The 22,634-nt window shown below is 41.2% G+C and carries 22 protein-coding genes; 10 read left to right on the top strand and 12 right to left on the bottom strand.

The window, feature by feature from the left end; all coding sequences use genetic code 11:
* Positions 1-76: 76 nt before the first annotated feature.
* From J3P37_RS18975 to J3P37_RS18985, 3 genes are all read left to right on the top strand, one after another.
* Positions 77-406 carry a hypothetical protein gene (locus tag J3P37_RS18975; protein WP_256012935.1) on the top strand — a complete coding sequence of 110 codons (330 nt, stop codon included), beginning with the start codon at positions 77-79 and terminating at the stop codon, positions 404-406.
* Between the two features lie 87 nt (positions 407-493).
* A complete protein-coding gene (locus tag J3P37_RS18980; protein ID WP_256012936.1) occupies positions 494-2,110 on the top strand; it encodes a SulP family inorganic anion transporter in 1,617 nt (538 codons plus the stop codon).
* Between the two features lie 19 nt (positions 2,111-2,129).
* On the top strand, positions 2,130-2,798 hold the full coding sequence (locus J3P37_RS18985) for a carbonic anhydrase (RefSeq protein WP_256012937.1): 669 nt from the start codon (positions 2,130-2,132) through the stop codon (positions 2,796-2,798).
* 56 nt (positions 2,799-2,854) lie between these two features.
* On the opposite strand, the gene gcvP is transcribed toward J3P37_RS18985, so the two are convergent.
* The 3 genes from gcvP to ahcY all read right to left on the bottom strand — a co-directional run bounded on the left by gcvP (position 2,855) and on the right by ahcY (position 7,922).
* Positions 2,855-5,731: an aminomethyl-transferring glycine dehydrogenase gene (gene gcvP, locus J3P37_RS18990; protein WP_256012938.1), complete on the bottom strand. Its 2,877-nt coding sequence runs from the start codon at positions 5,729-5,731 to the stop codon at positions 2,855-2,857.
* A gap of 102 nt (positions 5,732-5,833) precedes the next feature.
* Positions 5,834-6,556: a pyridoxine 5'-phosphate synthase gene (locus tag J3P37_RS18995; protein ID WP_256012939.1), complete on the bottom strand. Its 723-nt coding sequence runs from the start codon at positions 6,554-6,556 to the stop codon at positions 5,834-5,836.
* A 49-nt stretch (positions 6,557-6,605) separates the two neighbouring features.
* Entirely contained in the window at positions 6,606-7,922 is a 1,317-nt protein-coding gene (gene ahcY, locus J3P37_RS19000; protein WP_256012940.1) for an adenosylhomocysteinase, read from the bottom strand.
* A gap of 179 nt (positions 7,923-8,101) precedes the next feature.
* Between ahcY and J3P37_RS19005 the strand changes: the two genes are divergently transcribed.
* Complete coding sequence (locus tag J3P37_RS19005) at positions 8,102-8,512, top strand: BrxA/BrxB family bacilliredoxin (RefSeq protein ID WP_256012941.1); 411 nt, start codon at positions 8,102-8,104, stop codon at positions 8,510-8,512.
* A gap of 51 nt (positions 8,513-8,563) precedes the next feature.
* Here the strand turns inward: J3P37_RS19005 and cdaA are convergent, their stop codons facing one another.
* Both cdaA and folP read right to left on the bottom strand, forming a co-directional pair.
* Complete coding sequence (cdaA, locus tag J3P37_RS19010; protein ID WP_256012942.1) at positions 8,564-9,355, bottom strand: diadenylate cyclase CdaA; 792 nt, start codon at positions 9,353-9,355, stop codon at positions 8,564-8,566.
* Positions 9,356-9,397: 42 nt separating this feature from the next.
* On the bottom strand, positions 9,398-10,258 hold the full coding sequence (gene folP, locus J3P37_RS19015; RefSeq protein ID WP_256012943.1) for a dihydropteroate synthase: 861 nt from the start codon (positions 10,256-10,258) through the stop codon (positions 9,398-9,400).
* Positions 10,259-10,310: 52 nt separating this feature from the next.
* Here folP and J3P37_RS19020 point away from each other — a divergent pair, with 52 nt between their 5' ends.
* From J3P37_RS19020 to J3P37_RS19035, 4 genes are read left to right on the top strand one after another with little or no spacing between them, the layout of a single operon-like run.
* Positions 10,311-10,856, top strand: coding sequence for a DUF1599 domain-containing protein (locus J3P37_RS19020; RefSeq protein ID WP_256012944.1), 546 nt, complete (start codon positions 10,311-10,313; stop codon positions 10,854-10,856).
* A 13-nt stretch (positions 10,857-10,869) separates the two neighbouring features.
* Positions 10,870-12,063, top strand: a complete 1,194-nt coding sequence (locus J3P37_RS19025; RefSeq protein WP_256012945.1) for a BT_3928 family protein — start codon at positions 10,870-10,872, stop codon at positions 12,061-12,063.
* Positions 12,050-12,508: a DinB family protein gene (locus J3P37_RS19030; RefSeq protein WP_256012946.1), complete on the top strand. Its 459-nt coding sequence runs from the start codon at positions 12,050-12,052 to the stop codon at positions 12,506-12,508. Before J3P37_RS19025 ends, J3P37_RS19030 begins: the two co-directional genes overlap by 14 nt.
* Positions 12,505-13,017, top strand: coding sequence for a shikimate kinase (locus J3P37_RS19035; protein ID WP_256012947.1), 513 nt, complete (start codon positions 12,505-12,507; stop codon positions 13,015-13,017). The genes J3P37_RS19030 and J3P37_RS19035 overlap by 4 nt, the downstream gene beginning before the upstream one ends.
* Here J3P37_RS19035 and J3P37_RS19040 read toward each other — a convergent pair.
* The 7 genes from J3P37_RS19040 to kbl all read right to left on the bottom strand — a co-directional run bounded on the left by J3P37_RS19040 (position 13,005) and on the right by kbl (position 18,996).
* A complete protein-coding gene (locus J3P37_RS19040) occupies positions 13,005-13,514 on the bottom strand; it encodes a phosphoribosyltransferase family protein (RefSeq protein ID WP_256012948.1) in 510 nt (169 codons plus the stop codon). The genes J3P37_RS19035 and J3P37_RS19040 overlap by 13 nt on opposite strands.
* A gap of 56 nt (positions 13,515-13,570) precedes the next feature.
* Positions 13,571-13,972, bottom strand: coding sequence for a hypothetical protein (locus J3P37_RS19045; RefSeq protein ID WP_256012949.1), 402 nt, complete (start codon positions 13,970-13,972; stop codon positions 13,571-13,573).
* Between the two features lie 274 nt (positions 13,973-14,246).
* Positions 14,247-15,656, bottom strand: a complete 1,410-nt coding sequence (gene rlmD / locus J3P37_RS19050; RefSeq protein ID WP_256012950.1) for a 23S rRNA (uracil(1939)-C(5))-methyltransferase RlmD — start codon at positions 15,654-15,656, stop codon at positions 14,247-14,249.
* A gap of 83 nt (positions 15,657-15,739) precedes the next feature.
* The gene (locus tag J3P37_RS19055; protein ID WP_256012951.1) at positions 15,740-16,315 is read right to left on the bottom strand and encodes a TetR/AcrR family transcriptional regulator; all 576 of its coding nucleotides are present in this window, start codon (positions 16,313-16,315) and stop codon (positions 15,740-15,742) included.
* 1 nt (position 16,316) lies between these two features.
* The gene (locus tag J3P37_RS19060) at positions 16,317-16,727 is read right to left on the bottom strand and encodes a Rieske (2Fe-2S) protein (protein WP_256012952.1); all 411 of its coding nucleotides are present in this window, start codon (positions 16,725-16,727) and stop codon (positions 16,317-16,319) included.
* 2 nt (positions 16,728-16,729) lie between these two features.
* A complete protein-coding gene (gene pheS, locus J3P37_RS19065) occupies positions 16,730-17,764 on the bottom strand; it encodes a phenylalanine--tRNA ligase subunit alpha (protein WP_256012953.1) in 1,035 nt (344 codons plus the stop codon).
* Positions 17,765-17,808: 44 nt separating this feature from the next.
* Positions 17,809-18,996, bottom strand: coding sequence for a glycine C-acetyltransferase (gene kbl / locus J3P37_RS19070; protein ID WP_256012954.1), 1,188 nt, complete (start codon positions 18,994-18,996; stop codon positions 17,809-17,811).
* Between the two features lie 106 nt (positions 18,997-19,102).
* Here kbl and J3P37_RS19075 point away from each other — a divergent pair, with 106 nt between their 5' ends.
* Positions 19,103-21,514 (top strand): DUF5686 and carboxypeptidase regulatory-like domain-containing protein, encoded by a 2,412-nt coding sequence (locus J3P37_RS19075; RefSeq protein ID WP_256012955.1) that lies wholly within the window; start codon positions 19,103-19,105, stop codon positions 21,512-21,514.
* Positions 21,515-21,582: 68 nt separating this feature from the next.
* Positions 21,583-22,563: an oxygen-dependent tRNA uridine(34) hydroxylase TrhO gene (trhO, locus tag J3P37_RS19080; RefSeq protein ID WP_256012994.1), complete on the top strand. Its 981-nt coding sequence runs from the start codon at positions 21,583-21,585 to the stop codon at positions 22,561-22,563.
* The last annotated feature ends 71 nt before the right edge of the window (positions 22,564-22,634 follow it).

The following is a 22,634-nucleotide window of genomic DNA, read 5'->3' on the forward strand; positions in this document are numbered from 1 at the left end:
TGGCTAGGGTTTTTTTGTAAAAGGATTTGTATATTTTTACATAGGCCAGTTATCTTTGTTTGCAGAAAAAAAAATTATGAGTAGGGCAGTTGCTAATAAACTCTTCAGCGTTGTATTTTTAATAGTCTTCTTTGGCAAGATGGCTATTACTATTGCCCCGTTGATTGTAGCCCATTTTAACTCGGAGTCTGTTAATGCGGCGATCATGCAACTGGAGATCGAGCATAATTCAAAGCCTACCGATGTGAAGGAGATCTCGGTCAAAGAGTATTTAACCATTACCAGCTATTCCCTGGCAATTCAAGGTCCGGAGATTCTTTTAGAGACTACTGCTGGTAATGACGATCACGCGAAACACATACAAGCCTTCTATCCCTCTGTCCCCACTCCGCCTCCGAACGTTTAATCAATTTCCCTTTTCTCTTATATCCGTCTAAATATTAGACTGGACGAGGATTTTTATGAGTAATTGACAAAAATAAACGTATTGTATATGGCAGCTAAAAATGTGTCTGCATCAACTGATTTCAAAAAATATTTTTCGCCAGCCAATTTAAAAAAAGATTTACCATCTAGTATTGTGGTTTTTCTTGTGGCTTTACCCCTGTGTTTGGGTATCGCATTAGCATCCGGAGCTCCACTTTTTGCTGGACTTCTTACCGGAATATTGGGTGGCATAGTAACTGCATCAATAAGTGGCTCGCAGTTAAGTGTAAGTGGGCCGGCAGCTGGTCTTACGGTGATAGTTTTTGGAGCTATAGCCAAATTAGGCGCGTACGAGACGTTTCTATTGGCAATATTATTGGCCGGGGTGCTTCAGATCTTACTTGGAATTATCAAAGCTGGAACAATAGCTAGTTATTTCCCGTCTTCGGTTATCGAGGGCATGCTGGCGGCAATTGGTATCATTTTGATTCTAAAACAGATACCGCATGCAGTAGGCTATGATGCCTCTTATGAGGGAGACGAAAGCTTCAGTTCTGGCGGCTCTGAGAATACTTTTTCAGCGATCACTACTGCTTTAAGCAAGATTAGTTACGGTGCTGTAATTATTAGCTCTGTATCTTTGTTAGTATTGATTTACTGGCCAAAGTTTAAAAAACTGAGTGCCGTACCTGCGCCCCTGCTCGTGGTTGCGATAGGTATACTTTTTGCTTTTGTATTTAAAGGCACTGGCTTCGAAATAAAGGCTGAACATCTGGTACAGATTCCCGTAGTGAATTCTTTTTCTGAATTCAAAGATCTGTTTATCTCTCCTGACTTTTCACAGATTGCCAATCCGGACGTATGGGTGGTAGCTGGTACTATAGCTGTAGTAGCCAGTCTTGAAACCTTATTGAGTGTTGAGGCTGTAGATAAGATCGATCCTTATAAAAGGGTTTCACCTACCAACAGGGAATTGGTAGCTCAAGGCGTCGGAAATATGACAAGTGGTCTTTTAGGTGGCTTGCCAATGACAGCTGTGATTGTACGTTCATCTGCGAATGTGAACTCAGGTGGAAAGACTAAAGTAAGTGCGATATTTCACGGTCTTTGGTTATTGCTTTCTCTGTTACTGATTCCCGGACTGCTCAATAGTATTCCATTGTCCTGTCTGGCAGCAATCCTCTTAATGACGGGATATAAACTAGCTAAAATCGATCTTTTCAAAAAAATGTGGAAAGAAGGTAAAGGTCAGTTTATTCCATTTGCCGCCACTATATTAGCGGTGGTGTTTACCGATTTGTTAAAAGGTGTCGCTATCGGTATGATGATCGGTGTATTCTATATACTAAGAAATAATCTCCGTAATCCATACTTTTACACTATTGAGAGGAATGGCGATAAGAAGCTCATTACAATTAAACTTGCTGAGGAAGTTTCTTTTCTTAATAAAGCCGCAATTCAGTATACCTTAAACCATTTGCCAAACGAAACAAATATTGTGATTGACGGAACAAACTCAAGATACATTGATTCGGATGTTCTGGAAATTATCCATAATTTCAAACACAATGCCTATAGTAAGGGCATAATCGTTCAGTTAGTAAATGTGAAGCACAGATATGATGTGCCCCAATTAAAGGACCTGATTTTAAAACCTGAAAAGGTTGAACAAGTTACTTCTTAACAATAAAATGTAGACTCAAATGACTGAAGATATAAAAAACGAAACTAACCATACATACCAGCAATTACTAGAAGGAAACAGAACCTTTGTTGCAGAGCAGTTGTCAACTGATCCTGACTATTTTACCACGCTAGCTTCCGGACAAAAGCCTGAAGTATTATGGATCGGTTGCTCTGATAGCCGTGTGCCGGCTAACCAGGTTACCAACACTAAGCCCGGAGAGGTATTTGTGCATCGTAATATCGCTAATGTATGTGTGCATTCAGACATGAATATGCTAAGCGTGCTTGATTATTCTGTGAATGTTCTGAAGGTGAAACATGTAATCGTTGCAGGGCATTATGGTTGTGGAGGAGTTGCTGCCGCTATGAGCAATAAACAGTATGGATTAATTGACAACTGGCTGCGTCACATAAAAGACGTTTATCGCTTACATGCACACGAACTGGATCTGATAACAGATGATCAAAAGAGAACTGACAGGCTGGTTGAGCTTAACACCATCGAACAGGTGTTTAATTTGTGTAAAACAACTATCATACAAAATGCATGGAAAGAGAGAGATGATCTTCAGGTGCATGGATGGGTTATTGATATCCGGACAGGCCTGTTAAAGGATCTTAAAGTTAGCTGCAGCAATTCCGATAATCTGGGAAAAGTGTTTGCCTTAGATACTTCAGTAAAGTAATTGAAAGACAGCTGTTACAAAAAAGCTCCGGAATATTGTTCCGGAGCTTTTTGCTTTTATGCCTCCTGGTAGTCCTCAATAGGAGGACATGAGCATATAAATGTTCGGTCACCATAAGTGTCGTTCACGCGGCCAACAGATGGCCAGAACTTATTTTCGGCAACATAAGTAAGCGGGAATGCAGCCTGTTCTCTGCCATAAGGCTTATTCCACTCTGATCCAGTTACTACAGCAGCAGTGTGAGGCGCATTTTTCAGCGGATTATTATTTCTGTCTGAAGCTCCGCTTTCGATCGCTGCAATTTCTTTACGTATAGCGATCAGGGCATCGCAAAACCGGTCTAATTCATGTTTAGGTTCTGATTCAGTAGGCTCAACCATTAATGTCCCTGCAACAGGGAATGATACGGTCGGCGCATGAAAACCATAGTCCATTAAACGTTTTGCAATGTCTGTAACTTCTATACCTGAACTCTTGAAAGAACGGCAATCAAGGATCATCTCATGAGCACAGCGACCATTACTTCCAGTATAAAGTACAGGATAATGAGTCTCCAGGCGTGACTTTATATAGTTTGCGTTTAAAATAGCGTACCGGGTAGCATTGGTTAAACCTTCGCTGCCCATCATTGCGATATAGGCATGAGAGATCAGCAATATAGAGGCAGAACCCCAGGGTGCTGAAGAAACCGCATGGATAGACTTGCCATTTTCAATATCTACAAGCGGATGTCCTGGGAGGTATGGTGCCAAATGCTTAGCTACACCAATAGGGCCCATACCTGGTCCTCCACCACCGTGTGGGATACAGAATGTTTTATGGAGGTTCAAATGGCATACATCAGCACCGATAGACGCCGGACTGGTTAAGCCAACCTGAGCGTTCATATTGGCCCCGTCCATGTAAACCTGCCCGCCATTCTCGTGAATGATCTGACATATTTCAATGATGGATTCTTCAAACACTCCATGTGTAGAAGGGTAAGTAACCATCAGGCAGGATAGGTCATGTTTATGCTCCTGAGCTTTGTTTCTCAGGTCCTCAACGTCAATGTTTCCATTTTCGTCACATTTTACTACCACAATTTTCATTCCCGCCATAGCTGCAGAAGCAGGGTTAGTGCCATGAGCGGAAGCGGGGATAAGCGCAATATTTCTGTGTCCCTCGTTCCTGTCCATGTGAAACGCTCTGATCACCATCAATCCGGCATACTCTCCCTGAGCGCCTGAATTAGGCTGGAAGCTCATTGTTGAAAAGCCGGTTATCTCGCTTAACCACTTATTTAACTCATCAATCACCTGCATATAGCCGCCAACCTGATCGGAGGGAGCAAATGGATGGATCTTACTGTAATGGTTCCAGGTAACCGGAATCATTTCAGTAGTCGCATTTAGTTTCATCGTACACGACCCTAATGGAATCATAGAATGGCAAAGCGACAAGTCCTTTGCCTCCAGTGATTTAATATAACGCAGCATCTCATGTTCTGAATGATGTGTGTTAAAGACGGGGTGTGTTAAGAAATCTGTAGTACGGATAAGTTCTGTGGGAATACTTGTTTTTATGGATGCCTTTAGCTCATCGATGTTTAGATCATTTAAGGTTTTAGCCTTAAGCCGGGCGAAAACTCTGATGATAGTTTTGATGTCTTCAAGGTTAGTTGTCTCATCGATCGCTATGCTAACACTTGAACCCTTATAGTATAGGTTGATTTCTTCATTTATAGCCAGCCCATTCAGCGGTTTTGCTAAGTCACCGAGCTCAAATTTTAAGGTGTCAAAGAACGCCTCGTTCTCCTGTTTGTATCCAAGTGATTTCAAAGAGTCGGACAATAGAACTGCCAATCCATGTACACGTTGAGCAATCTTAATTAATCCTTCCTGTCCGTGATAAGCAGCGTACATGCCGGCCATGATGGCCAGGAGTGCCTGCGCCGTGCAAATATTTGATGTTGCTTTGTCCCTGCGTATATGTTGTTCACGGGTTTGCAAGGCCATCCGCAAGGCATAGTTTCCGGCAGCATCTATTGTAACGCCTATGATCCTACCGGGAATAGAGCGCTTATATTCTTCCTTGGTGGCGAAGAACGCAGCATGAGGCCCACCGAAACCCATTGGAATTCCGAATCGCTGCGTATTGCCTACAACTACATCTGCACCCCATTCTCCCGGAGGAGTAAGAATGGCAAGACTCAAGATATCAGCAACGACAGTAAGCTTTATCCCTTTTGCGTGTGCTTTCTCAGCAAACTCTTTATAATCGTAAACAGCACCATCTCCGGCAGGGTATTGAACAATTGCGCCGAACATGTCTTCTGTAAGAACAGCCGTTTGATGATTCCCAATCTCCAGGTGAATTCCATAAGGCGCCGACCGGGTCTTTAAGATATCAATGGTTTGGGGGAACAGTTCTTCCGAAACGAAAAAAGTTCTGGCCTGCTGGTTTTTTCGCAGGCTGAACTGCATAAACATGGCTTCTGCTGCGGCTGTACCTTCGTCAAGTAATGATGCATTAGCTATTTCCATCCCGGTAAGGTCAATTACCATTGTCTGGAAATTAAGCAAGGCCTGCAATCTGCCCTGGGAAATTTCAGCCTGATATGGTGTGTACTGAGTATACCATCCCGGATTCTCAAAAATATTCCTGAGAATAACAGGAGGAGTGATGGTATCGTAATATCCCTTTCCTATGTGAGACTTGAATACTTTGTTTTTAAGTGAAACTTGTTTAAGTCTCTTTAAGTAATCATATTCACTCTCAGGTTTTGGGAGGTTAAGTGGCTTCTGCAGGCGAATTTTTTCCGGGATAGTTTGCTCCACTAATTGCTGCAACGAGCTTACACCAATCGTCTTAAGCATAGCCGCCGTTTCTTGATGGTCGGGCGCTATATGCCTTAACTCAAACTTCTCCTGGAAATCAATATTTAAGTTCATTGAAATGAGTATAAAAAGAAGCCGCAAAAGTACTGATTTTGCGGCCTATTATCAATTCAAATAGAAGTCGATTGGTAGATTTTATGTAAAGTTCAGACAGGTCTATAGATTTCCTAACCGTCTTAAATACATCTGAATAGTATTGGCTAAACCACTATATAATGCATCGCTAATAAGGGCATGCCCTATACTGACTTCCAGCAGTCCCGGAATATTATCAGCAAAGTATTTTAAGTTATGTAAATCCAGATCATGCCCGGCATTCAAACCAAGTCCTGCCTGGCGTGCAACTTCAGCAGCTTCAATATAAGGCGCGATAGCCAGTTCTTTGTTATGTAAGTATTGATGAGCATAGGCCTCTGTGTATAACTCCACACGGTCTGTCCCTGTTGTAGCAGCAGCTTCTACCATTTTGGGATCTGGATCGACAAAAATAGATACCCGTATCCCGGCGTCTTTGAATTGAGGAATAACATCTTTCAAATAGTCCTGGTATTTTATAGTGTCCCAACCATGATTCGAGGTTAACTGTCCGAGAGCATCCGGAACCAATGTTACCTGAGCTGGCTTATTTGCCAGAACCAAGTCTACGAATTTATGCTCCTGACAATTTCCTTCTATATTAAATTCTGTAGTAATTGCCGCTTTAAGCTCATAAACATCCTGGTATCGGATATGACGTTCATCCGGGCGCGGGTGCACCGTTATTCCCTCGGCTCCGAAATGTTCACAAGATAAAGCTGCTTTAATCAAATCGGGATTGTTTCCTCCCCGGGAATTCCTAAGGGTTGCAATCTTATTTATGTTTACAGATAGTTTAGTCATGTTCAAAAATAAGAAAACCCCGTTTTTGCCGGGGTTTTGCCTGAATTATTTAGTATCTGTAGCTATCCGATTTAAACGGCCCTTCAACAGCAACACCGATATATTCTGCCTGGTGCTCGTCTAATACGTCTAATTCCACACCTATTTTAGCAAGGTGCAGACGGGCAACTTTTTCATCCAGATGTTTAGGTAGGGTGTAAACCTTATTCTCGTATTTGTCTGTGTTTGTCCAAAGCTCCAGCTGCGCAAGCGTTTGGTTTGTAAACGAGTTAGACATTACAAATGAAGGATGTCCTGTAGCGCAACCTAAGTTTACCAAACGGCCTTCAGCTAAAATGATTACATCTTTGCCGTCAATGGTGTATTTGTCGACTTGTGGCTTGATCTCAATCTTGGTATTGCCATAATTTTGGTTTAACCAGGCCATGTCAATTTCATTGTCGAAGTGGCCAATGTTACAAACAATGGCTTTATCTTTAAGCGACCTGAAGTGTTCGCCGCGAACGATGTCGCAGTTTCCTGTAGCTGTAACGATAATATCTGCCTCCTTCACCGCGTTTGAAAATTTCTTCACTTCGAATCCTTCCATAGCAGCCTGTAGTGCACAGATCGGATCTATTTCCGTAACAATTACGCGGACACCGGCATTACGAAGCGAATCTGCAGATCCTTTTCCCACATCGCCAAATCCTGCTACCACAGCTACTTTACCAGCCATCATGACATCTGTTGCACGGCGTATAGCGTCTACCAATGATTCGCGGCAGCCATATTTGTTGTCAAATTTCGATTTGGTAACCGAATCGTTTACATTAATTGCAGGGAGATGGAGAGTTCCATTCTTCATGCGCTCGTACAGACGGTGAACTCCGGTGGTAGTTTCTTCCGATAAGCCTCTGATCCCTGCAATCAATTCAGGGTATATATCAAAAACCATATTGGTTAGGTCACCTCCATCGTCCAAGATCATATTTAGTGGCTGACGCTCTTCACCAAAATGTAAAGTCTGTTCAATACACCAGTCAAACTCCTGCTCATTCATGCCTTTCCATGCATAAACCGAAATGCCAGCGGCGGCAATTGCTGCAGCTGCATGGTCTTGCGTAGAAAAGATATTACAGGATGACCATGTAACTTCGGCGCCAAGCGCAGTTAATGTTTCTATCAATACCGCTGTTTGGATGGTCATATGTAAGCATCCTGCAATGCGGGCTCCCTGTAAAGGTTTCGACGCTCCAAATTCAGCCCGTAAGGCCATTAAGCCAGGCATTTCAGCCTCTGCTAGTTCAATTTCTTTGCGTCCCCACTCTGCAAGGGAAATGTCTTTCACTTTGTAAGGAATGTAAGTTGTCTCTACTGATGACATAGTTGTTTTTTTTTAATGTTTACAAAAGTACCGGATTGCCGGATGAATATCAATATCTTATCTTTACGAATGACGTAACAATTGAAATGTGACAAATCATTGATGCCCTATATTTTTAGCTTTGCTTACAGAGCGTTAATTTTGCAAGACGGTTTATACGAAAAAAATTTTAAAAGGATATGTACCCAGAATATTTAGTAGCCCCAATGAGGGAGGAGCTGACAAAAGTTGGTTTTCAGGATTTAAAAACTCCTGAAGAAGTGGAAGCAGCGATAAAAGCTGAAGGCACCGTGTTTGTGGTGGTAAATTCGGTATGTGGTTGTGCGGCAGCTAATGCGCGTCCTGCGGCAAAAGCAGCAGTTCAAAATGATAAGCATCCTGACAGATTTATAACTGTTTTTGCTGGTGTTGAAAAACCTGCTGTTGATGCAGCCAGGAATTTTATGCTTCCTTACCCTCCATCTTCACCTTCAATGGCTTTGTTTAAAGATGGAAAACTGGTTCATATGATTGAACGTCACCAGATCGAAGGTCGTCCGGCTCAGATGATTGCCGATAATTTAATTGGTGCCTTTGAGCAGTATTGCTAATAAGATATACACGAAAAATCCGGCTTCTGCCGGATTTTTTTTGCATCGGGCTTAGATGTCAGCCATGAGTAGCTTTTCCAGATCTTCTGCATTCAAATTCATCTTTACCCTGCCTTGCTTGGCATAGGAAATGGTCCCTGTTTCTTCAGAAACAATTACTGCAACTGCATCACTCATTTCAGAAATTCCAATGCCTGCACGGTGTCTCAGTCCAAAATGCGGCGGAAGCTTTTCATTATCTGTCAGAGGCAGGATACAACTGGCGCACCTTATTTTACCGTCAGAAATAACCACAGCGCCATCATGAAGGGGGCTGTTCTTCTGAAAAATACTTTCAATAAGTCTTTTTGAGATTAAGGCATCCATTGGTTCGCCGCTGTTTTGATAATATTGTTCATCAAAATATTTTGCGAATACTATCAAGGCGCCTGTACGGGTAACTTGCATGTATTTACATGCATCAATAATAGGCTTCAACGATATTGCACTATTTTGCTCCACTTCCTTTTTGCTGGCAAAAAATGTTTTCCAAAGCCGGTTTCTATGCAGTGAGGCATTTTTCCCTATCAGCAGTAAAAATCGCCGGATCTCCTGCTGAAAAACTATTATTAGAGCTAGGACGCCTACACTGACAAAGCCGCCAAGAAGCTGACTCAGCAAGTGCATCTCCAATTGTTTAGTTACAAGAAATACCAGATAAATGATGATAAGGCCGAGCAGGATATTAAGGGCAATCGTTCCCCTGATGAGATTGTAGACATAGTATATTATAAATGCTACCAGAATGATATCTACAAAATCCAAGAAACGCAGGTGCAGGAAACTCAGGTCAAATCCCTTCATGAGCTGAATTTAGGAATTTTTTTGAAAAAGCTAATTAAATGCTCAATTATTAGCTACTCGTTCTACCAGTTTCACCGCCTCGACGGCGGCTCTTACATCATGCACCCTTAAAATATCGACTCCTTTCATTAAAGCAATAGTGTTTAATACCGTTGTTCCATTTAATGCATCTTCACTTTTTATGTTCAAGGTTTTCCAGATCGTTGACTTTCTCGATAATCCTGCCAGCAAGGGTAGCCCTGTCATTTGAAATAGCTCGAACTTTTTTAACAGTTCGAAATTTTGCTCTATTGTCTTGGCGAAACCGAAACCCGGGTCAATAATGATATCTTTTACACCGGCTTCTGTCAGAAGTTTGATCTTTAATGAAAAATACTGCATCATTTCTCCAAAGATATCCTCATAAACGGCCATTTTATTCATGCTCTGCGGAGTTCCCTTCATATGCATTAAAATGTAAGGAACATCAAAGTGTGCTGCGGTCTTGGCCATCTTTGAATCCAATTCACCGCCTGAAATGTCGTTGATAATATCTGCACCTTCATTTATGGCAGCTGCCGCAACCCCCGACCTGAAAGTATCAATCGAGAGAACAGCGTCGGGAAATTCTTTTCTGATTGAGGTTATAGCAGGTATCAATCTTGTTTTTTCTTCTTGTTCAGTAATATCATCAGCTCCCGGCCTGGAAGAATATGCACCCAGATCAAGAAAATCAGCGCCTTCATTCAGCATTTCCTCTGCCGCCTTCATTGCCAGTTCAGCCGAGCCGAACCTGTTCCCTGAATAAAATGAATCCGGAGTGATATTTATGATTCCCATTACTTTCGGTACGGAAAAATCTATTAGCCTGCCACCAGCATTGATAGTTTTCTTTTGATTAAAAACTGTATTTTTATCGCTCATAAACCAACAAAATACTGGTTTATTTGGAGCTTAATCAAATAATTAATACGTTTTGACAAATAATACTTCAGAAGAATACGACGCAGTGATAAAAGTCTGCAGAGATCTTTTTATCAGAAAAACAAAAGATTACGGAACAGCATGGCGTATCCTTCGTCCAAGTTCCATTACTGATCAGATATTTATTAAAGCGCAACGTATTCGTACGCTCGAAGAAAAGAAAGTGTCCAAAGTAGGGGAGAGTATCACTTCTGAATATATTGGTATCATCAATTACTGTGTGATTGCGATGATACAATTGGAGTTAGACGGGAACAGTCCTTTCGAAATTCCTGCAGAACAAGTGGAAGTATGGTACGATGAAAGAATACGGGAGACCAAAGAACTGATGTTTGCAAAGAATCACGATTACGGTGAAGCCTGGCGTGATATGAGAATAAGTTCTTTAACTGATCTTATTTTAATGAAAGTGCTTCGTGTAAAACAAATTGAAGATAACGATGGAGCGACATTGGTTTCCGAAGGCATCAAAGCAAACTATCAGGATATGATCAATTACGCGGTTTTTGCCTTAATAAAACGCCCTTTGGCTGGTTAACAAACGAATGGGTATGACAGACAACTATGGAAATATAAATAACAGAGATCGTAACATCGCTTTAAGCTTAGTTAGAGTGCTGGTCGGCTTATTGTTCATTTTTTCAGGATTAATAAAAGCTAATGACCCACTGGGTTTTGGATATAAACTTCAGGAGTATTTTGAGGTGTTCCATATTAGCTTTCTTAATAATTTCGCTGTCGCGATATCTATTGTTCTGTGTGCCCTTGAAATTATTCTGGGTGCCGCATTGATTCTTGGAATAAGATCATCGAAGGTGGCTTTAGGCCTGCTTCTTACCATCGTTTTTTTTACATTTCTTACTTTCTATTCAGCGGCTTTCGATGTAGTTAGAAGTTGTGGCTGCTTTGGTGATGCCATTCCGCTTACTCCCTGGCAATCGTTTTCCAAAGATGTGATATTACTGGTGCTGATCATTTTTATTTATGTTAACCGTATTAAAATACAGCCCCTTTTTAAATCAGAAAAAACTCAAAAGGCAGCGCTTTATGGTATTTGTGTTCTTGCCTTTGGATACGGACTTTATACGTATAATTATCTCCCGATAAAGGACTTTTTGCCGTATCATATTGGTGCCAATTTGCCGGAGAATATGAAAGTACCCGAAGGTGCGCCTGCAGATGTTTACGAAATTACCTATTCTCTTAAAAATAAGAGAACTGGGGAATCAAAAACAATGACCGATAAAGAGTATATGAAAACGGAGATCTGGAAAGATTCCAATTGGGAGATTAAAGGTGAACCGGAGAAAAAATTGGTAAGCAAAGGATTTGAGCCAAAGATAAAGGATTTGAAGATCAGCGATAGTCAGGGAACCGACTACACGTTAGAGTTGATAGAAAATCCATACTATAATTTAGTTATCGTGGCTTATGATCTTGAAAAATCTAATCTCAGGGCCTTGGGAGATCTTAATGCGATTGCAATGAACGCCGGTGAAGCTTTTAACATAAGGACGGTTTTGCTGACTTCAAATTCGGTGGAAAGTGCTACCGCGTTTCAACAACAAAACAAACTGGCAATGGAAGTTTTTTATGCCGATGCAGTTCCGCTTAAAAGTATGGTGCGTTCAAACCCTGGCCTTATTTTATTAAAGGATGGCGTAGTGATAAATAAATGGCATTTTCATACTCTGCCGTCCTATCAGCATCTTGAAGACGTTTATTTCAGCAATGACAACAAATAGTATGATCCGGGATTTATTAATATATACCGACCTGGCAGATAAAAGGGTCGTCAATACATTCATTGAAGCAGATAAGCCCTTACCTGAAGCGGAAAGACTTTTTGGACATGTTTTAAATGCCCAGCATGTGTGGGTTAGTCGTATAAAGGGTATAAAGCCGGAATTTGAAAGTTGGACACTGCAAAATCAAAGTTCGTTTAAACAGCTCCAGGAACAAAATATTTCAGCTCTCCTCCAATTGCTAGAATCCTTAGATCTTAGTCAGGAGATAGAATACCGCAGTTTTGCGGGGGAGCCTTTTAAGAGTGTGATCTCCGATATTTTGTTGCATGTAGTTAACCACTCTACTTATCATAGAGCTCAGATCGCAGCTCAGTTCAAACAAAGTGGCATCACACCGCCGGTTACAGATTATGTTTTTTTAAAGAGAGAGGGATTGTTTTGATCATATTTTTAGTAGGTTTTATGGGTTGTGGAAAAACAACCTTTGGCAAAAGATTAGCAAATAAATTGTCTTATGCATTTGTGGATCTTGACAAAGTAATCGAAGCTGAGGTTGGAATGAGCATCCCACAGTACTTTGCAGAATTTGGAGAAGAATCTTTCCGGATCAAGGAAAGCGAAATACTTAAAAATACAAGATTCTCTGACAACGCAGTTGTTGCCACGGGTGGAGGTGCTCCCTGTTTCTTTGATAATATGGACTGGATGAATAACAAGGGACTCACAGTTTATATTTCTCTAAGTGCCAAAGGGCTTGCCAGACGGTTAGAAACTGCTTCAGAAGAACGCCCGGTGCTGAGAGGCTTGAAAGGTCTGCAACTGGAGGAATTTATTGCTTCAAAACTGAGCGAGCGTGACCCCTACTATAGCAAAGCTGCTCTAATTGTAGAGGGTATAAACATCAGCCCGGAAAGTTTCATGCCAATCTTTGAAGATTATCAGCGTAGATAAACGGTATCCTCCTCTTTATTACTTGTCAGGAATACGTCCACATGTTCTTTAGTTACCGTTGCTAACTCAAGGCCGGTAAAATCTGGTGTTACCGGGAAGATCCTGTGACTCCGGTTTACCAGTACGGCAGTACGCAGCTTCTTCAGGGGGATATCGAGAAATACTCCCAGGCCATACGCTAAGGTGCGCCCGCTGTTTAAAACGTCGTCAACAAGGATTACAACTTTATTGGCACACTGTTCTATTTTCATGTCTGTTATCGCCTTCAGATGGGAACTACTTTTATCCAGCTCGATCTTCATCAGCTGAACCTCGATGCCAGAGATCTGCTGAAGCTCTTTCTGCAAACGCTCAGCAAGAATATATCCGTAATCTGCAATGCCGGCAATAACTAAACTGCTTTCCTCCAGATTATCTTCCCAGATCTGGTAGGCCATCCTGGTAGTCTTTTGCTCAATCTGGGTATTATCAAGAACAAGAATTTTTTTGTCTGCCATCCTTTGCTAATTTTTTCTGAAAATAGAGAAATGAACTGAATTACGAAATGGAGTTTTTAATTTTGATAGGGATAAAACACAAAATTTGCTCCTTCCGGAACAACCACAAACAGACACATAAAATCATCCGGATTTTTAAACTGTTTAATAAACCTGTCTTTTTTGTCTCTGTGAATAATTCCTTTCTCTACGAACTCTTCCAGAGTGGAGGCATGGATAGACCAGCCGGTTCCAAGATCTTCTCTGTTTAAAATCGGTTCACCAAGACTCACCTCGTGCTGGTGAGCTACAAAGATTGGAAAGGCCGAGAGACCTTCTACCATTATTTCGGTAGACACTTCTTTCAGAGATTCTTTATATAGTTTTAGATCCTGTTCAAGGCTCTTAAGAGGGCTTTCTTTTCTTTGTGATTCTCCGCCGCCTTCCTCCGGCTGATTAAGAAGATCCTGTAATTCCATCTTTTGCTTAAAATATTTCTAATAAGACATTCTCAACTAAGTCCATGATAGCTTTAGCTATTAAACAACAACATTTTCTACTAAACCTATGATAGCTTAGCTATTTAATACAACAAGATTTTCTACAAACCCATGATAGCTTTAGCTATTAAACAACAACATTTTCTACTAAACCTAAGATAGCTTAGCTATTTAATACAACAAGATTTTCTACAAACCCATGATAGCTTTAGCTATTTATACAACAACATTTTCTACTAAACCTATGATAGCTTTAGCTATTCAACTCTAGCAAAACAACATTTTCTACGTGTTGTGTGTGTGGAAACATATCTACCGGACGAATCTTTGTAACTGAATACTTTTGATTCAACAAAGCGATATCCCTTGCCTGAGTAGCCGCATTACAACTTACGTATACAATTTTGGGAGATTCAATTTCAAGCAATCTTTCTACCACATCAGCGTGCATCCCAGCTCTTGGAGGGTCAGTGATAATCACATCTGGCTTGCCATGCAGCTCCACAAAAGAGGCAGTTAGAATATCTTTCATATCGCCGGCATAGAAAGTGGTATTGTTTATGTTATTAATATCGGAGTTGATCTTTGCATCTTCAATTGCGGTTGGCACATATTCAATTCCAATAACTTTCTTAACACCCTTGGCTATGAAATTTGCAATAGTACCTGCTCCGGTATATAAATCATAAACCAGTTCATCTCCACTAAATCCGGCGAATTGGCGGGTGATCATATATAGCTCATGTGCCTGCATTGAATTAGTTTGATAAAAAGATTTCGCCCCGATCTTAAAGGTCAAACCTTCCATCTCTTCAAAGATGTGATCCCTGCCGGCAAATGTTTTTATTTCCTGGTCAAAAATGGTGTCGTTCTTTTTCTGATTCAGGATGTAAAGCAAGGATGTTATTTGAGGAAACCGCTCCTGAACAAAGTTCATTAGCTTCTGCACTTCTTCATCGCTGGCATAGGCGAAAACAACAATCACCATCAATTCACCGGTGCTGCTCGATCTGATGATAAGATTGCGAAGTGCCCCTTCATGGTTTCTCAGATCATAGAAAGAAATATTGTTTGCTAAAGCAAATTCGCGGATGCGGTTTCTGATCTCGTTTGAAGGATTACTCTGCAGATAGCAGGTTTCAATATCAAGGATTTTATCAAACCTTAAAGGAACATGAAAGCCTAAAGCATTCATCTCCTGGCTCTCGCCCGCTTGCATATCCTCGTTGGTCAGCCAGCGTTTATTTGAAAAAGTAAACTCAAGTTTATTCCGGTAATAACGTGTTTCAAATGAGGGAAGGATTGGCTCGGTGATTGAGGTGTCGACTTTTCCTAAACGTTCCAATGCGTTTGTAACACTCTTTTGTTTATAGATGAGCTGAGCGTCGTACGACATATGCTGCCATTTACAACCTCCGCAAACGCCAAAGTGCGGGCAAAATGGCTCGGTACGGTGTTCTGATGGCCTGATTAACTGGACAATTCTGGCTTCAGCGAAGTTCTTCTTTTTGCGTATGATCTCTGCATCTATTAAGTCGCCAGGTACCGCCTTCTCAATAAATAAAACCAATTCTTCTGCTTTTCCTACACCCTTGCCTTCTTCAGCGATATCTGTTACACTGATATTCTGTATTTGTCTTTTTTCTGCCTGAACTCTTTTCATCTGCTGCAAAATTAGTCTAAAGTTTTAGGTTTTGCCATAGCAGGCATGCTGATTGGCTTACCAGAGGTTGTTGCCTGGACGGATTATATAGCTGCTTTCACCAGGTAGGGAAGTATTTCTTTGTGAAAACTGACGAAATTTTTGCGTACGTCTGCATCGCTTACCGATGTAAAGGCAAACGAAAATACGATGCTCTTACTTGCTTTAATTAAGAAGTTAAGTTTCTCGAGGCTATTCTCCTCATGCTTAAACATGTGGGTTTCAAGGAAGGAGGAAATTAACAACTGCTCAAGATCGTCGGAAAGGAGTTTAAGGAATTCCTGGGAGTTTGTGTTTTCACGGATGAAATCCCAGCCAATAAACTCATTACAAACAGCGTAGGATAAACGGCTCGTTTTGAGGATAAGATTGCTTACGTAAACTTGCCGGTCAGTTTCTTCGTTCGTGTTTTCTATGATCTCATTGACACTGATTCGCAGGTAATCCATTAATATGGTGCGAAGTAGTACCTCCTTACTGTCAAAGTACTTATAGATGGTTGCTTTAGCTATTTTTGCTTTTTTTGCAATTTCGTTAACGCTGGTTTTATGGTAGCCATATTTTCGGAAAAGCTCTTGGGCAGACCTGATAATTCCTTCTTTTATCTTGTCGACTTCCATATTAATTGCTCACCTGTATTAATGAGTTATTGCTTACGCTAACCGAGTATTGTCTCAGACTCCTTTTTGCAGGCGCTTTTACTGGGCTGCCGTCTAAAAGCAAAAACTTCGCTCCACTACATGTATCAACTAATTCAAATATACTTTTGGGATCCTGAATAACCGCACATCTCTTTTCGGGATTAACAGTGCTGCATCGGTCGTACGCAACATAAGTTCCTGCATTTTTGTAAATTAATAAGCCTGCGACTCCTTTACCCTGCACAGTTAGTAATCCGTTTGTACCCGAAGTTCTTATTCCAAATTCCTGTACCGTGATCCTGTAATCTACTGGCACATAAGGTATATCTGACGAGTCTTTACCACAAGAATAAAAAAGCACTAATGTAAAAATGACAGCTGCGAATCTCATTGTTATAATATTTCACTCTGAAATTGCTTCAAAAAGCGAATGTCGTTTTCAGAGAATAAACGTAAATCCTTAATCTGATATTTCAGATTGGTAATACGTTCAATTCCCATACCAAAAGCAAAGCCGGTATATTTGGAGCTATCAATTCCGCAGTTTTCTAAAACGTTTGGATCTACCATTCCGCATCCCAGGATCTCTACCCAGCCGCTTCCTTTACACATCTGGCATCCGGAACCCTTACAAATACTGCAGGAAATGTCCATTTCAGCCGAAGGTTCAGTAAATGGAAAGTATGACGGACGGAACCTGACTTTGGTGCCTTCTCCATATAATTCCTGAACAAAGTAGAACAGTGTTTGCTTTAAATCAGCGAAAGATACGTTCTCATCAACATACAAGCCTTCAACCTGATGAAAAAAGCAATGAGCCCTTGCAGAAATTGCTTCGTTCCTGTAAACACGTCCGGGCATGATCGCGCGGAAAGGCGGTTTGCCATTTTCCATCATACGTACCTGAACCGATGAGGTGTGCGTACGCAGTGCGATATCGCCGTTCTCAGCGTCTTTTTTAATGAAAAAAGTATCCTGCATATCTCTCGCAGGATGTTCCTCCGGAAAATTAAGTGCAGAAAAGTTATGCCAGTCATCTTCAATTTCCGGACCTTCAGCAACATTAAAGCCAAGCTTTTTAAAAATCTCAATAATTTCTTTCCGCACCAGGGACAGAGGATGGCGCGAACCAATTTCAAATCCTTCACCGGGCAAGGTTAAATCAAATGTGGAACTCGTGAGCTCTGCTCCTGATTCAAACTGCTCCTTATATGACTGATGTTTTTCTTCAGCCAGTTTTTTAAATTCGTTTAAAACCTTGCCTAAAACACGCTTCTCTTCGGCCGACACAGTTTTGAATTCATCAAATAAGTCTTTGATGATTCCTTTGGTCCCCAAAAACTTTATCCTGTAAGTTTCTAGTTCTTCCGAACTAGCGGGTGTAAATGCATTTATTTCTGAAATATATTGATTGATTTTGTCCTGCATACGCTGCAAAGATAAATTATAAAAATTCAATGAAGAAGAAGCATTTAAATTACAGCTAATTCTCTGCCAATTTTAGTAAATGCAGCTATGGCTTTATCCAAATGTTCCTGGTTATGGGCTGCTGATAGCTGCACTCTGATCCTGGCTTTTCCCTCAGGAACCACAGGGAAATAAAAACCAATTACATAGATCCCTTCTTCGAGCATTTTTTCAGCAAATATCTGTGAAAGTTTAGCGTCATAAAGCATTACCGGCACAATAGGGTGAATGCCATCGGGAATGTCAAAACCGGCCTCCGTCATCTTTTGCCGGAAGTATTTTGTGTTTGTTTCCAGCATGTCTCTTAGAGTGCTTGTTTCGCTCAAAATGTCCAGCACAGCAATAGAAGCTCCCGCTATCACTGGAGCAAGTGTGTTCGAGAACAAATATGGCCTGGAGCGCTGACGTAACAGTTCAATGATTTCCTTACGGCCAGAAGTAAAACCGCCCGAAGCACCACCAAGCGCTTTACCTAAGGTTCCTGTTATAATGTCGACGCGGTCAATTACGTCGTAAAATTCATGTGTACCCCTGCCTGTCCTACCAACAAAGCCTGAACAATGGCTGTCATCAATCATTACCAGCGCTTCATACCGGTCAGCCAGATCACAGATTTTGTCGAGCTGTGCGAGGGTTCCATCCATGGAAAATACCCCGTCGGTGACAATAATCCTATGCCTCAGGTTCTGGCATTCTTCAAGCTTGTTTTGAAGATCATCCATGTCGTTGTGCTTAAATCTTTGTCGCTGCGCCTTACTTAAGCGAATGCCATCAATAATTGAAGCATGATTCAGTTCGTCAGAAATGATGGCATCTCTTTCATCAAAAAGTGGCTCAAAAATTCCACCGTTGGCATCAAAGGCCGCCGCGTACAGTATGGTCTCTTCCATTCCCAGGAACTGCGATAATTTATTCTCCAGCTCTTTATGAAGGTCCTGAGTTCCGCAAATAAAGCGTACAGAGGACATTCCGTACCCCCGCTTATCTAAAGTTTTTTTGGCAGCTTCAATCACTTCCGGATCAGACGAAAGCCCAAGATAGTTGTTGGCACAAAAATTCAATACTTTTTGTCCCGACGAAAGCTCAAGCTCAACGCCCTGGGTTGAAGTGATTATCCTTTCACGTTTATACAAACCCGCTTCTTCAATTTCGGCGAGCTGTAATTTTAATTGAGGTAGAAGCGTTTTATACATAAATTTTATGCTTTTTATAACAAAACTGTGTATATCGCATTATAGTTCTATTAATCGAAGCATATTTGATGGGATACTTGTTTCAAGGCTATTATTTAGGGGGTAAATGATAAAATACCTGTTTGTTTTTTTATTGACTATTTCATTCGCTTATTCACAGGAAAACCTGGAAGTTTCCGGACTGATCACCGACTCTAAGGGCAATGCCGTGCCTTTTGCGTCAATTTATGTTGAGGGAACCAGTATAAGTACCATGGCCAATGATGCCGGGATGTATAAGCTAAAGCTCGACACCGGAAAATACATGTTGGTATTTCGGTATGTGGGCTTCAAGCAAAAAAGAACGGAGCTGCATTTGCAAAAGGCAACTAGCCTTGATATTAAATTGGATCCGGATATATACCTGTTAAGCGAAGTTACCATAGGAAAGAAGGAAGACCCGGCATACCCAATGATCAGGAAAGTTATGTTGAACCGGAAGTACCTGATGCAAACGCCTTCCTATAGTTGTGATGTATACACCAAAGGAGTGCAAAAACTTATAAAGGCACCCAAAAGAATTTTGGGACAAAATGTTGAAAAGGCGCTAAACCTCGATTCCAACAGAAGAGGAATAATATACCAGTCCGAAACGAAATCTAAATTCCATTTTGAATACCCAAAAGTAAAAGAAGAGATGTTAGCGTCGAAAGTTGCCGGCGCAAGAGCGAGCTTTAGTTTCAACAGGGCTTTGGACATGCAGGTGAACCTATATGAAAACCTTATCCAGTGGAAAGCCTGGGGTACGCAAAGCTTTGTGTCTCCCGTGGCGGATAATGCCTTCAGGTATTACAAGTATCAGCTCCTGGGTACACTCAAGGAAAATGGCCGTGATATTCATAAAATAAAGATTGAACCAAAACACAGATATTCGCCGGCTTTTAGGGGCTATATTTATTTGGTGGGCGGTAGCTGGAGGATCTACAGTGTCGACCTGATGTTGACACAGGATGCACAGATTAACTTTGTAGACACACTGCAGATCAGTCAGCAATTCAATTTAGTGGACGATGAATACTGGTTACCATCTGATATTACCTTTAAGTTTCAGGGAAAAGTTTTGGGCTTTGCTTTCGCCGGATATTTTACGGGCTTATATAGTAACTATAAAACAAACCCGGTCTTTCCCAGAGATTTTTTTGACAATGAGATTCTAAGTATGCCTGCCGATGTAAATAAAAAAGATCATCTCTGGTGGCAATATAACCGGCCGGTCCCACTTTCTGACGAGGAGGACTGGAATTATTTTCAGAAGGATAGCCTTGAAACTGTTCAGTCTTCACCGGAATACGTCGATTCGGTTCAAAGGGTCCGGAATAAGTTTAAACCAATCAGATTCGTCTACAGAGGGTATACATTTAGCAATTTTTCAAATAATAGTTCAATTCATCTTAAACCTTTGACAAATACTATATTCTATAACGACGTCGAAGGCTGGGGGGCCGATGTAACAGTCCGGTACAATAGGCTATTGAACTATAAACGATCAATAGAATTTGAGCCTAACGCCCGGTACAGTTCCGCTAATAAGTCTTTAAACCTTAATGCGGCACTAACTTACCGTACCGATAGCCTCAGGCATGAAAGCTTTACTTTAAGAGGAGGAAGTGATTTTCTCGATCTCAACAATCGTGGGACTATAAATTTGTTTTATAACACTTTGACCTCCTTGTTTGAAGGCAAAAACTACCTTAAATTGTATAAGGCTAATTTCATGTCGTTCAGTGCTCAGCGGGAAATGACAGATGGATTGATGGTGAGCGGCGGAGTGGAAATGGCCAGAAGATATCCAGTTAGAAATGCTTCAAATGACTCAACGTTTTCACTTGTTAACCGGGCTAATTTTGATGGCGAAAACCTGTTTCCAATAAATAACGCGCTCAGCGTTGAAACAATGCTGTCATATACCTATGGGCAACACTATGCCAGACGTCCTGATGGGAAAATTTATGAGTCAGCCCGGTATCCTACACTAAAGCTTACATACAGAAAAGGTATCCGGGGTGTTTTAAATTCGGCTGTAAATTACGATTTCGTGTCAGCCGATATATTCCAGGAAAAGGTCAGGTTAGGTCTGTGGGGGTATAGTTCTTTTTATTTGTCCGCTGGTAAATTTTTAAACACCAGGTCGCTCTATTATCCGGATCTAAGACATTTTACCGGTAATCAAACCTCTGTTTACAATCCTTTATTTCCGAACTTCCATTTCCTTGACTATTATGCGTATGCTACTAATGACCGCTATTATGAGGCGCATTATGAACATAATTTCTCCGGGATATTTTTTAAAAAAATACCACTCATCCAAAAGCTTAACCTGGAAGAGATTATTGGAGGAGCCTACTTAACCCAGCCATTGATCGACTACAAGGAGGTCTACATTGGCATACAAAGGCTTATTTTTAGGTTTGATTACGGATTTTCCTGGGTTCCAGGACGGAAAGTATATCATACCTACCGTTTGTTCTACGGATTCTGATTGCCAGATCCTTCTAAAGTCGTATCTTTGCAGCACGTTTCACGCTGTTTGCAACAGTATTAATGAATATGGCTAAATATCAAACACTACTTTATTACTGCTATGCTACTATAGCAAATGCGGAGCAATTTGCCGCAGATCATCTAAAATTTTGTAAATCATTAAATCTTGTGGGGCGGATCATTGTTGCTGACGAAGGTTTAAACGGCACCGTTTCGGGTACTGCGGAAGCATGCAAGGCGTATATGGATGCTATTTATGCTGACGGTCGTTTTAATTCCACAGAATTCAAGATCGATGATGTGGACGAACCATCCTTTATAAAGATGCATTGCCGGTATAAATCCGAGATAGTCCATTCGGGCTTGCGCGATCCTAATATTATAGATCCTAAAAAAAGAACGGGAATTCATCTTGAACCAAAAGAGTTCATGGAAATGAAGGATAGGGAAGACGTTGTCATCCTGGATGTTCGCTCAAATTACGAACATTCTCTTGGTAAGTTTAAAAACGCGATAACACTGGACATTGAGAACTTTCGAGACTTCCCTGCAATGATCAATCAGCTTGCCCAGTATAAAGACAAGAAGATCTTAACTTATTGTACCGGAGGAATTAAGTGCGAAAAGGCATCGGCCTTGCTATTACATGAAGGGTTTCCTGAGGTGTATCAACTGCATGGCGGCATTATAAAATACGGCAAGGAAGCTGGTGGAAAAGATTTCGAAGGTCAATGTTATGTTTTTGATAACCGGGTTGCCGTCGAGGTCAACTCTGTGAACCCCGTTATTATCTCAAAATGTTACAACTGCGGTAAAACAACCGCGAAAATGATAAACTGTGCAAACCCGGAATGTAATGAGCACTTTACCCAGTGTGATGATTGCGGAGATGTAATGGATGGCTGTTGTTCTGATGCTTGTAAAGAACATCCACGTAAACGCCCCTACGATGGTACGGGATATTACGTGAAGGTTCCTCAGCAGGTAAATCTTAATAAAAAAGCTAAGGTAGAGTTTCTTGAAGAGCTTAGACCGGTTAGCTGTTAGTCAGAGCGCCCAGCAGATGCCAAGCAGAGGTGAAACTATTGAGAAGGTATTGTAATCCTTCAATCACATCG

The sequence above is a fragment of the Desertivirga xinjiangensis genome, assembly GCF_024436435.1.
GTDB lineage: Bacteria > Bacteroidota > Bacteroidia > Sphingobacteriales > Sphingobacteriaceae > Desertivirga > Desertivirga xinjiangensis.